Annotated in this window: 13 protein-coding genes; 10 read left to right on the forward strand and 3 right to left on the reverse strand. The window is 43.3% G+C overall.

The features are described from left to right. Window positions 1–2: 2 nt before the first annotated feature. The 3 genes from mreD to PSF16_RS08285 form a co-directional block, all read right to left on the reverse strand. Entirely contained in the window at window positions 3–491 is a 489-nt protein-coding gene (mreD, locus tag PSF16_RS08275; RefSeq protein ID WP_006659075.1) for a rod shape-determining protein MreD, read from the reverse strand. A 45-nt stretch (window positions 492–536) separates the two neighbouring features. After that, complete coding sequence (gene mreC / locus PSF16_RS08280) at window positions 537–1,514, reverse strand: rod shape-determining protein MreC (protein ID WP_006662898.1); 978 nt, start codon at window positions 1,512–1,514, stop codon at window positions 537–539. Between the two features lie 85 nt (window positions 1,515–1,599). Continuing rightward, window positions 1,600–2,643: a rod shape-determining protein gene (locus tag PSF16_RS08285; RefSeq protein WP_006662897.1), complete on the reverse strand. Its 1,044-nt coding sequence runs from the start codon at window positions 2,641–2,643 to the stop codon at window positions 1,600–1,602. 613 nt (window positions 2,644–3,256) lie between these two features. Between PSF16_RS08285 and acuI the strand changes: the two genes are divergently transcribed. From acuI to PSF16_RS08335, 10 genes are all read left to right on the forward strand, one after another. Continuing rightward, window positions 3,257–4,237, forward strand: a complete 981-nt coding sequence (gene acuI, locus PSF16_RS08290; protein WP_006659072.1) for an acrylyl-CoA reductase (NADPH) — start codon at window positions 3,257–3,259, stop codon at window positions 4,235–4,237. Between the two features lie 234 nt (window positions 4,238–4,471). Further along, on the forward strand, window positions 4,472–4,936 hold the full coding sequence (gene aroQ / locus PSF16_RS08295; protein ID WP_006659071.1) for a type II 3-dehydroquinate dehydratase: 465 nt from the start codon (window positions 4,472–4,474) through the stop codon (window positions 4,934–4,936). Between the two features lie 18 nt (window positions 4,937–4,954). Continuing rightward, complete coding sequence (gene accB, locus PSF16_RS08300; protein WP_006659070.1) at window positions 4,955–5,425, forward strand: acetyl-CoA carboxylase biotin carboxyl carrier protein; 471 nt, start codon at window positions 4,955–4,957, stop codon at window positions 5,423–5,425. A gap of 12 nt (window positions 5,426–5,437) precedes the next feature. Next, complete coding sequence (accC, locus tag PSF16_RS08305; RefSeq protein WP_272689097.1) at window positions 5,438–6,784, forward strand: acetyl-CoA carboxylase biotin carboxylase subunit; 1,347 nt, start codon at window positions 5,438–5,440, stop codon at window positions 6,782–6,784. A gap of 176 nt (window positions 6,785–6,960) precedes the next feature. Next, window positions 6,961–7,203, forward strand: a complete 243-nt coding sequence (locus PSF16_RS08310; protein WP_272689098.1) for a YhdT family protein — start codon at window positions 6,961–6,963, stop codon at window positions 7,201–7,203. Beyond that, complete coding sequence (panF, locus tag PSF16_RS08315; protein ID WP_272689099.1) at window positions 7,193–8,653, forward strand: sodium/pantothenate symporter; 1,461 nt, start codon at window positions 7,193–7,195, stop codon at window positions 8,651–8,653. The genes PSF16_RS08310 and panF overlap by 11 nt, the downstream gene beginning before the upstream one ends. 217 nt (window positions 8,654–8,870) lie before the next feature. Further along, window positions 8,871–9,755: a 50S ribosomal protein L11 methyltransferase gene (gene prmA, locus PSF16_RS08320; RefSeq protein ID WP_006662894.1), complete on the forward strand. Its 885-nt coding sequence runs from the start codon at window positions 8,871–8,873 to the stop codon at window positions 9,753–9,755. 329 nt (window positions 9,756–10,084) lie between these two features. Next, window positions 10,085–11,062 (forward strand): tRNA dihydrouridine synthase DusB, encoded by a 978-nt coding sequence (gene dusB, locus PSF16_RS08325; protein ID WP_006659064.1) that lies wholly within the window; start codon window positions 10,085–10,087, stop codon window positions 11,060–11,062. A 14-nt stretch (window positions 11,063–11,076) separates the two neighbouring features. Further along, window positions 11,077–11,373, forward strand: a complete 297-nt coding sequence (gene fis, locus PSF16_RS08330) for a DNA-binding transcriptional regulator Fis (protein ID WP_004258438.1) — start codon at window positions 11,077–11,079, stop codon at window positions 11,371–11,373. A 231-nt stretch (window positions 11,374–11,604) separates the two neighbouring features. After that, on the forward strand, window positions 11,605–12,172 hold a 568-nt coding region (locus PSF16_RS08335), incomplete at its 3' end, for a DUF2806 domain-containing protein (protein ID WP_272689100.1).

Consider the following 12,172-nt stretch of genomic DNA (forward strand, 5'->3'; position numbering starts at 1 on the left):
TCTTAACATACTGAAAATTGACGGCGAATCTTTCGTAACAGTAAAAATAGCCACGGCCACAGAATACCATTCACCAAACTATTCCAGAATACTTGGGGGTGGAATAAGACTTGCGAGGAAAGGAATTCAGCCCAGAAAACAGCAAGATCTTGCACCACCGTTAGCGCAACAATAATCAAGGATTGCTGCCAAAGTGCCATATTACGCAGGAGTTGGTGCTTATAAGCCACGAGATAACAAATGATGCTGAATGATAAGGCATGAACGCCCAGTGCCGAGCCTTGAATAGAATCGACGATAATCCCTAAGAGAAAGCTAGTGCCAACACTGACTCGGTGTGGTAATGCCATCACCCAGTAAATCAAAATCAACAGCAACCATGTTGGTCGATAAAACGCCAATTGTTCAGGCCAAGGCATGACCTGTAAAATCAATGCGATAAAAAAAGATAACCAAATAATGATGCGCCCATTACCACGGTACTCATCCATTATGATCCCCTCCCATCTTCATCATACAGTCTCTCTCATCCAATCTTATGGCTGTGGCTGAGTTTGTTCTGGTTGCATGGACGATGGCAATGGCGGTCCTTGAATTTCACTCGGCGTTGGTAACACCTGCGGCAACACTTTCATTAAACGCTCATTCGCCGCTCGGTAAACATCAGATGGCTGTAACGCAGTTTTAGGATCATTTTCATTACCCCACAATAGGAGTAAATAGCGTAGACGCTGTAATTCTGCGCTTGGTCTAGCTGAAATGATGGTATATGCACGCTGAGTATCATGCTTCACCGCAGAAACCACCGCAACGGGATACCCTTCAGGGAATCGCCCGCCAAGCCCCGATGTCACTAGTACATCGCCAACGCGAATATCTGTATTTCCGGGTAATGGCTCTAACTGTAAATCATCCGCACAACCAGAACCGGCAGCGATAACGCGAATATCATTACGTAAAACTTGCACCGGTAACGCATGAGCGGTATCGCAAATTAATAAAACACGGCTATTAAAGTTGCTGATTCCCACCACTTGCCCAACCACACCTTTATCACTAATGACAGGCTGACCTTCATAGACACCATCATTACTTCCTTTATCAATGACCACTTGATCACGATAAGGTGTGTTCGCACCTGAGATAACCTGCGTTACCATCATGTGTTCGTCTTGGCGTAATGGGGAACCTAAAAGCTCTCGCAGACGGGCGTTTTCTTGTTTCAGCTGCTCAAGCAGTAAGTTATCTGCTTTTTTTAACAATATCTCTTGGCGCAGGGCTTTATTCTCAAATTGGAGTTGATCCCGCGTTGAAAGGGTTTCAGAGATATTATCGAGGAACTGACGAGGTCCGTTAGCTAAAAAATAGAATGGGCTAACCGCCGTGTCTAAATAATTACGGATTTTATTGAAAGGCTCGAAACGATGGTCAATCACCACCAGCACCAATGCAATTATCACTGCAATAAAAATGCGTAACTGTAGGGAAGGACCTCGCCTAAAAATTGGCTTCATGTATGGCTAAGTTTCGCTAATGGTCGGAGAATAAAAAAATAGTCAAAGCAACTGGAGCTAAAACCCCAGTTGCTTATGGCGTGATTTAGTCTTCGCTAAACAGGTCACCACCGTGCATGTCAATCATCTCTAACGCTTTACCGCCACCACGAGCAACGCAGGTTAAAGGATCTTCAGCAACGATGACCGGAATGCCAGTCTCTTCCATTAATAAACGATCTAAATTACGCAGGAGAGCACCACCGCCTGTTAATACCATACCGCGCTCTGAAATATCAGACGCTAATTCTGGTGGGCACTGTTCTAACGCTAACATTACCGCGCTAACAATACCTGTTAAAGGCTCTTGTAATGCTTCTAAAATTTCGTTGGAGTTCATTTTAAATCCGCGTGGCACACCTTCTGCCAAGTTACGACCACGCACTTCAATTTCATAAACTTCATCTGTTGGGAAAGCAGAGCCGATACCATGCTTAATGCGCTCAGCCGTTGCTTCACCAATTAAGGAACCATAATTACGGCGTACATAGTTGATAATTGACTCGTCAAAACGGTCACCACCAATACGTACAGAAGAAGAGTAAACAACACCGTTCAGGGAGATAACAGCCACTTCAGTGGTGCCACCACCGATATCGACAACCATCGAACCCGTTGCTTCAGAGACAGGTAAACCCGCACCGATTGCCGCAGCCATAGGCTCTTCAATTAAAAATACTTCACGTGCGCCTGCGCTTAATGCAGATTCACGGATAGCTTTACGCTCAACTTGAGTTGCACCAACAGGGACACAGACTAAAACGCGAGGGCTTGGACGCAAGAAGCTGTTACTGTGAACTTGCTTAATAAAGTGTTGTAACATTTTTTCAGTTAAGAAAAAGTCAGCAATAACACCATCTTTCATTGGTCGAATTGCAGAAATGTTACCCGGTGTACGCCCCAGCATCTGTTTTGCTTCACCACCAACCGCCGCGACGCTTTTTGGCGAGCCTGCGCGATCCTGACGAATTGCAACTACAGAGGGTTCATTTAATTTGACGCCTTGTCCTTTGACATAAATGAGGGTATTGGCCGTACCCAAGTCAATCGACAGGTCATTAGAAAACATGCCACGAAATTTTTTAAACATAACGAAAGGATTATCCTGCAAGCTGGGGACGAATAAAAACCCGTCTACTCTACCAACCACTTGAAGCTGCCTCAAGGCGTAAATCAATCACTTCATAAATATGGTTAATTCATCTATTTTCACATACTAAAATCGTACATGCTTCTATAACAAAACGAAGCAGATAAAAACCCCGAAAATTACCCTTAATTCATACGCACATGAATCTGTTCATCATTTGCGCACAAAAAATGGACAACCTTCTGGTTGTTATATACTCCATCTTTGCGTTCTTCCCAGTGTGACAAGCGATTACGTCTACAAGTTCAAATAAAATTTTTATATTTTAATTATTGCTATACATCTAGCTTTTTAACAACAAAATAAGTGAACTTAAATGTCGCTAATTCTATTATCAACTTAAAATTAAGCTATAACGATGTCGATACGCTGATGTATTAGTCAGAGTAGGACATTTTGCATGATAAAAGCCTAGTTATGCCAGAAAAAAATGCATTTTTACAAATTAATTACATAAGTAATAGTGTGAAAACCATTCTGGTGTCAATGAAAACGATTTTACCTATGTGTAAATTAAAAAAACACTTATTTAATCATAAATTAGGGGTGGGTCATGAAAGCGCTCGTTTTACAGCAACAAGACGATAAAATCGTTCCTGAAATTCATCAAGTTTCTCCAGAGTCACTACCTAAGGGTGATGTCATCATCGATATTCACTGGTCGACAATTAACTATAAAGATGCGCTCGCAATTAATGGAAAGGCGGGGGTTGTCCGTCAATATCCCATGGTCCCAGGTATTGATTTTTCAGGCATTGTTCATCACAGTGAAGATCCCCGTTTCCATATTGGTCAACATGTTTTACTCACCGGCTGGGGAGTGGGAGAAACCCATTGGGGGGGACTTGCCACCCAAGCAAAAGTTCCCGCTGATTATTTAACGCCTCTTCCTGAATCATTATCACTGAAACACGCCATGGTTATTGGTACCGCAGGATTTACCGCGATGCTCTGTGTCAACGCGCTTGAAGAGGCAGGCATTACCCCTGAAAGTGGCGACATTCTGGTCAGTGGTGCCAGTGGTGGAGTCGGAAGTATTGCCACTCAACTACTGTCTTTATTAGGCTACCACGTTGTCGCTATTTCGGGGCGAGAAGAAAATCATGACTATTTGCTGCAAATTGGCGCAAAAAGTGTGCTTCCACGCAGTGAATTTACGCATCCCGCGAAGCCATTAGATAAACAACGTTGGGCGGGTGCAATCGACACCGTTGGTGGTGACGTGCTCGCCAATATTTTAGCACAAGTGAACTATAATGGAGCTGTAGCAGCATGTGGACTTGCTGGCGGATTCACTCTACCAACAACCGTTATGCCATTCATTTTACGCAATGTTCGTCTACAAGGAGTCGATTCGGTTTACTACCCTGCAGCTAAACGCTCAAAAGTGTGGGAACGATTAGCACAACTCTTGCCTGACACGTTTTATGGACAAGTCAGCAGAGAGATATCCTTAGAAGAGTGTGTGGAATATGCAAAAAAACTCTTAAAAAATGAAGTCACTGGGCGTACCCTAGTAAACCTTCAAAATTAAATCATCAATATCCATCATTGTGCTGCCACAATGTGGATTACGGCACAATTTCTAAAATAAATTCGGGTAATTTCTCTGATAAGACCAGTATTTTGCTGCTATATGCGACGAAATAATTATAATGCTCTTCCTTGTCAGTCAAAAATCTATTTATTTTTATGATAAAAGATGACAAACCGTCAACATCGCGTTATGTTGTCGGATTATTGACATATTGTCGGAGTTAGCAACACAATGACAGAAGATACTCATATTTTGCTCCTTAACGGACCGAACTTAAATATGCTAGGTTCTAGAGAACCTGAGAAATATGGAGCGCGGTCGCTTTCTGACATTGTATCGAACCTGATGCAAGAAGCAGAAAAGCTAGGGGTGAAACTGAGCCATTTTCAGTCAAATGCAGAGCATGAACTTATCGATAGAATTCATGCAGCACAAGGTAATGTTGATTATATCCTAATCAACCCGGCCGCATTCACGCATACAAGTGTTGCTCTGCGTGATGCGCTATTAGCGGTGAGTATCCCATTTATTGAGATCCACTTGTCTAATATTTATGCTAGAGAATCCTTTCGCCATCACTCCTATTTCTCCGATATATCCAGTGGAGTTATTTGTGGTCTTGGTGCTGAGGGTTACAGTTTTGCATTACAAGCCGCGGTAAACCGTGTGCAACTAATTAATTCAATCCAATTATAAGAGTACGGAATCATATCCATGGATATTCGTAAAATTAAAAAGCTGATCGAGCTTGTTGAAGAGTCTGGCATTTCTGAACTGGAAATTTCTGAAGGTGAAGAGTCAGTACGTATCAGTCGTGTATCACCAGCATCTCAAATGATGGCTGCACCTCAACAGTTCTACTCAGCACCAGTTGCTCAACAACCTGCATTAGCTAACGCGGTTGCTCCAGCACAAGAAGCAGCAGCTCCAGCAGCACCTGCGGCAGTTTCTGGTCACCAAGTTCGCTCACCAATGGTTGGTACCTTCTACCGCTCACCAAGCCCAGAAGCAAAACCATTTGTTGAAGTTGGTCAAACAGTCAAAGTTGGCGATCCTCTTTGCATCGTTGAAGCGATGAAAATGATGAACCAAATTGAAGCAGATAAAGCTGGTGTTGTTAAAGCTATTTTGTTGCAAAACGGTGATGCAATAGAATTTGACGAGCCATTAGTTGTCATCGAATAACGAGGCGTTTCCATGCTGGAAAAAATTGTTATCGCAAACCGTGGAGAAATTGCACTGCGTATTCTGCGTGCATGTAAAGAACTCGGCATCAAAACTGTTGCGGTTCACTCCACGGCAGATAGAGATTTAAAACACGTATTGCTGGCAGACGAAACTATTTGTATTGGTCCTGCCGCATCGGCAAAAAGCTACTTGAACATCCCTGCGATCATTGCTGCGGCTGAAATCACAGGCGCACAAGCGATTCACCCAGGCTACGGTTTCCTGTCTGAAAACGCTGACTTTGCAGAGCAAGTAGAACAATCAGGCTTCATTTTTATCGGGCCAAAAGCTGAAACCATCCGCCTAATGGGTGACAAGGTTTCTGCGATTAGCGCGATGAAAAAAGCAGGCGTTCCTTGTGTACCGGGTTCTGATGGTCCATTAGGCAACGATACTGAAAAGAACAAAGCAATTGCTAAACGCATCGGCTTCCCAGTTATCATCAAAGCATCTGGTGGTGGTGGTGGTCGTGGTATGCGAGTGGTCCGTAATGAAAAAGATTTAGAATCTTCCATTAACCTGACCCGAGCAGAAGCAAAAGCTGCATTCAACAACGATATGGTTTACATGGAGAAATTCCTTGAAAACCCTCGTCACGTTGAAATCCAAGTGATGGCAGATGGTCAGGGTCATGCTATTTATTTAGCAGAACGTGACTGTTCAATGCAACGCCGCCACCAAAAAGTGGTTGAAGAAGCACCAGCGCCAGGAATTACCCCTGAAATTCGCCGTCATATCGGTGAACGCTGTGCAAATGCGTGTATTGAAATCGGTTATCGTGGCGCAGGTACTTTTGAGTTCTTATTTGAAAACGGCGAATTCTATTTCATCGAAATGAACACCCGTATTCAGGTTGAGCACCCAGTGACCGAAATGATCACCGGCGTTGACTTAATCAAAGAACAGCTGCGTGTAGCTTCTGGTTTACCATTATCTGTGACTCAGGATCAGATCAATGTTCACGGTCATGCGATTGAGTGTCGTATCAACGCAGAAGACCCGCACACATTCCTGCCTAGCCCAGGTAAAATCACGCGTTTCCACTCTCCGGGTGGCTTCGGTGTTCGTTGGGAATCTCATATTTACGCAGGCTACTCTGTTCCTCCGTTCTATGACTCAATGATTGGTAAATTAATCACTTACGGTGAAACTCGTGACATCGCGATTGCTCGTATGAAGAACGCGCTGAACGAACTGATCATCGATGGGATTAAAACCAACATCGAATTACAACAGATGATCATGAATGATGAAAACTTTGCCAAAGGTGGAACCAACATCCACTATTTGGAGAAAAAACTCGGTATTCAAGAATAATCCCCTGAATAATCGACATTTTCATCATTAAAAACAAATACCGGAAAGCCAATTTCCGGTATTTTTTTGCCTATAAATGGCGGGATTATCGGTTTTATTACGCTATTTTTCACACTCCCCCTTCAGATTGTCGTACAATCCCCGATTATTTTTGTCAACATGAGGAGGAAAAGCGGATGGACAAACGTTTTCTTCAATCAAACAGGGAAGCTCGTTGGGCGCTATATCTGACTATTGCCTACATGATAGGTTGGGTACTTTGTGCTTATCTACCCAGTAACACACTTGGTGTTACCGGATTACCGTTATGGTTTGAATGGTCATGTCTGACTCTCCCTATCATCTTTATTTTGCTATGCATCATGATGGTTAAACTCGTATTCAAAGATATCTCGTTGGAGGAGAAAGATGCAGACTGAAGTACTTCTGCCCCTAGTTGGCTATCTGCTCCTCGTTTTTCTCCTTTCGCTCTATGCTTATAAAAAACGCACGAAAGGCGAGTTTCTTAACGAGTATTTCCTCGGTAATCGCTCGATGGGCGGCTTTGTTTTAGCCATGACCATCACCGCAACCTACATCAGCGCCAGCTCCTTCATCGGTGGTCCCGGTGCCGCCTACAAATATGGATTAGGCTGGGTACTCCTTGCCATGATCCAACTGCCTGCCATTTGGCTATCTTTGGGTGTACTTGGCAAAAAATTCGCAATCCTCGCACGACGCTATAATGCCGTTACTCTTAACGACATGCTGTACGCCCGCTACCAAAGCCGTTTTTTAGTTTGGTTTGCAAGTGTCAGTTTATTAGTCGCGTTCTTTGGCGCAATGACCGTGCAATTTATCGGCGGTGCACGATTACTTGAAACTGCGGCAGGCATTCCCTACACATACGGACTACTCATTTTTGGTGTCTCTATCGCACTGTATACCGCTATCGGTGGTTTTCGGGCGAGCGTCCTTAACGATGCCTTGCAAGGGCTGGTTATGTTGCTTGGCACCGTTATTTTGCTCGTTGCCATTATTTACCATGCAGGTGGTTTACCAGCCGCTGTAGAAAAAATGCACGCCATCGACCCGAAATTAGTCTCCCCTGAAGGTGCGAACGATATCCTAAGCGGGCCATTTATGGCCTCATTCTGGGTGTTAGTCTGTTTTGGGGTTATCGGATTACCGCATACCGCAGTGCGTTGTATTTCCTACAAAGACAGCAAAGCCGTCCATAAAGGTATTATTCTCGGTACCATTGTGATGGCAATCTTGATGTTTGGTATGCACTTCGCGGGCGCCTTAGGGCGTGCCATACTGCCGGATTTAACCATTCCAGACCAAGTGATCCCAACCTTGATGGTTCAGGTTCTTCCGCCATTTGCCGCGGGGATTTTCCTAGCAGCACCAATGGCCGCAATTATGTCCACCATTAACGCCCAGTTACTACAATCTTCGGCGACGATCGTGAAAGATATCTACCTTAACGCCGCACCTGAACAAATTAAAAATGAGAAAAAACTGGCGCGCATTTCCAGCTTCTCAACGTTAATTTTAGGCGCGCTATTATTGATTGCTGCGTGGAACCCTCCACAAATGATTATCTGGTTGAACTTGCTAGCTTTTGGTGGGTTAGAGGCCGTATTCCTGTGGCCGCTGGTTCTTGGACTTTATTGGGAAAAAGCCAATGGTACTGGGGCGCTAAGTGGAATGATTGTGGGTGGAGTCTGTTACGCTATTTTTGCGTCATTTAAGATTGAAATTATGGGCTTTCACGCGATTGTCCCATCGCTGATCCTCAGCTTAATTGCCTTTTTGATCGGTAATCTTTTTGGCAAAAATCCAGTACAATCGGCACCAAACGAACAGGTAACTAGCACTCATTGATTTTGGCTTTACCTAATGTAAATGAACAAATGCAATGCTCTCAATATTGATGTGAAACATAGCAAACCATTTTAGTGCTCTAAATAATTCGCGTCATAGCTAGGCGGCAAACGAGCTAATCCCTAGGAGCATACACAAGTATGTGACTAGGGTTAGCGAACGCAGCCAACAACGCTATAGCGTGAAGAATGAAGAGCATCCTAGAAGAGAAAAAACAATGCCTTGGATACAAATCAGACTAAACTCAAACGCAAAAGATGCAGAAGCGCTTGGCGATGAATTAATGGAAACGGGATCAGTCTCTGTCACATTTCAAGATAGCCATGATACCCCTGTTTTCGAACCACTGCCGGGGGAAACTCGCCTTTGGGGAGATACTGACGTCATTGGCTTGTATGACGCTGAAACTGACATGAAACTGGTGATCGCCCAGTTAGAAAATAGCCCACTGTTAGCACCTGGCTTTGTTCATAAAATCGAACAAATTGAAGACAAAGATTGGGAACGTGAATGGATGGATAACTTCCACCCAATGCGTTTCGGTCAACGCTTGTGGATCTGCCCAAGCTGGCGTGATGTGCCCGATCCAACCGCGGTGAATGTTATGTTAGATCCAGGATTGGCATTCGGTACGGGCACCCACCCAACAACCTCTTTATGCTTAGAGTGGCTAGACGGATTAGATCTTGAAGGTAAAACAGTAATCGACTTCGGTTGCGGATCTGGGATCTTAGCTATTGCTGCATTGAAATTAGGTGCCGCACACGCTATTGGGATCGACATCGATCCACAAGCTATCCTTGCTAGCCGCGATAATGCAGAGCGTAACGGCGTCTCAGAGCGTTTGTCGCTCTATTTACCGAAAGACCAACCCCAAGACCTTCAAGCAGATGTCGTCGTTGCTAACATCCTTGCAGGTCCATTACGTGAGCTTGCACCAATGATCAGTGTATTACCTCGAGTCGGGGGTCATTTAGGTCTCTCTGGCGTGTTAGCGAGTCAAGCTGAAAGCGTGGCTGACGCGTATCGTGCAGACTTCAATATTGACCCAGTTGCAGAGAAAGATGAATGGTGCCGAATCACTGGTGTCAAGCATTTTTAATGGGTTTGCGGTAAAAATTGAAGAATAATTTCTTTGAAATTAATTGCAGAATGGATTATCTTACAGCTCAAATATTGCTCAATAGCTGGTGATAATCTGTTCTGCTCGAGAGATGAGTCTCGGATATTCTCTGTAATCGTTATTTTTAGTGCTCGTTGTTAAAAAACACCTAACAACCTGTTAAATAACACTAATTTTATTATTTCTTAAAAAGCAAGATAAAAAAGTTAGTGATAAATAACCGTTTGCTCAAAGTTTGTCCTTTCATATCTCGTAAAAAATGCGTAATATACGCGCCCTTGCAGTCACAGTATGGCCCCCATTTAGTTATGCGAATCGGACAATATCAGTTGAGAAACTGTCTTATTGCTGCCCCCATGGCAGGCATCACAGATAAGCCGTTTAGGTCTCTGTGTTATGCAATGGGTGCTGGAATGACAGTATCGGAGATGCTTTCTTCCAACCCACAAGTTTGGAAGACAGATAAGTCGAGACTCAGGATGGTTCACCGCGATGAACTCGGGGTGCGTTCTGTTCAAATAGCTGGCAATGATCCCGATGAAATGGCCGCAGCAGCTCAAATTAACGTTGAGAGCGGCGCTCAAATCATTGATATCAATATGGGCTGTCCAGCTAAGAAAGTGAATCGTAAGCTTGCAGGCTCAGCCTTGCTACGTTATCCGGAGATTGTGAAATCAATCCTAGAAACCGTTGTAAACGCTGTGGATGTGCCAGTCACACTAAAAATCCGCACAGGCTGGTCACCTGAAGAGCGTAACTGCATAGAGATTGCCCAATTGGCCGAAGATTGTGGTATTCAAGCCTTGACCATTCATGGCAGAACCAGAGCCTGTCTGTTCAACGGCGAAGCTGAGTATGACAACATTCGGGCAGTTAAGCAGACTGTTTCCATTCCGGTTATTGCCAATGGCGACATTACTGACCCGCTAAAAGCCAGGGCTGTTTTAGACTACACAGGGGCGGATGCCTTGATGGTAGGCAGAGCAGCTCAGGGAAGACCTTGGATCTTTCGGGAAATCCAACATTATCTGGACACAGGTGAGATATTGCCACCGATGCCAATGGCAGAAGTGAAAAGCATTATGCTAGGGCATGTACGGGAACTGCACGACTTTTATGGTCAAGGCAAGGGAGCCCGTATAGCGCGCAAACATGTTTCTTGGTATTTACAAGAGCATGCACCTGATGACCAGTTTCGGCGCTCCTTCAACGCCATTGAGGATGCCAGCGAACAGCTGGAGGTGTTGGAAGCATTTTTTGAAAATTTTTGCGTAAATAAAAGATAAGAGCTGACAGAACTATGTTCGAACAACGCGTAAATTCTGACGTACTAACCGTTGCAACTGTAAATTCACAAGATCAAGTAACTCAAAAACCGTTACGTGACTCAGTTAAGCAAGCACTGAAGAACTATTTTGCTCAATTAAATAATCAAGATGTTAATGATTTATATGAGCTGGTATTGGCTGAGGTAGAACAGCCTTTGTTGGACATGGTTATGCAATATACCCGTGGAAATCAGACCCGTGCAGCCCTGATGATGGGTATCAACCGCGGAACTCTGCGTAAGAAACTGAAAAAATACGGCATGAACTAATCCTAGTCAGTTAATGCTTTGTTTTTAAAGGCACTTCTTGTTTTACAAGGAGTGCTTTTTTGTTATTTGTGATATACCACGTGATATACAATAATCTGAACGATATTAAACAAAGACAACCATCTCTAAACAACCCTACCCTTTTAAGCTATAATCTATAAAAATTAGCTTCATCACATCATTAACTGATGCTTCTTAATGAATGTGGGATATTACAAAAAGATCACAGATATGAGTGAGAATAATATTAAAGCGGAAGTTAAAGCCGACTTGACCCCTATAATAGAATCAACACCTAGCGGGCTAAACAAACTTTTTGAGCTTGTTTTTGGTGTAAAATACGCTAAACAAAAAAGAAAAATACTTTTAATTGAGGCTCAGTCCAAAATAGAATTAGAGTTAATAGAGCGAGGCAAAGCTACTTACGATGATGAATCTCATTCATTATCAGTTGAAAACATAGTACATAATAAGAAATCTCTTGAAGAGACTAAAAATTTTCTTAGTTGTGTAGAGCATGCGGCAAATACTCTAGATGAAGAAGAAGCAAGTATAGAATCAGATATCTCCATTGATTTCTTTAATAGGTGGAGAAATGAGGCATCAATGATAAGTAGTACAGAAGCTCAAATTATATGGGGAAAACTTCTTGCTGAGGAAATAAAAAAGCCTTCATCAATATCTTTAAGGACATTAGATGTATTGAAAAATCTATCTAGTAAGGAAGTTTCCTTATTTACAAAAGCATGTAATTTTATTGTATTCTCATCATCATTATTAAGAACAGAAGAGTTAACTC

The organism is Providencia sp. PROV033 (genome assembly GCF_028484855.1).
Lineage (GTDB): Bacteria > Pseudomonadota > Gammaproteobacteria > Enterobacterales > Enterobacteriaceae > Providencia > Providencia alcalifaciens.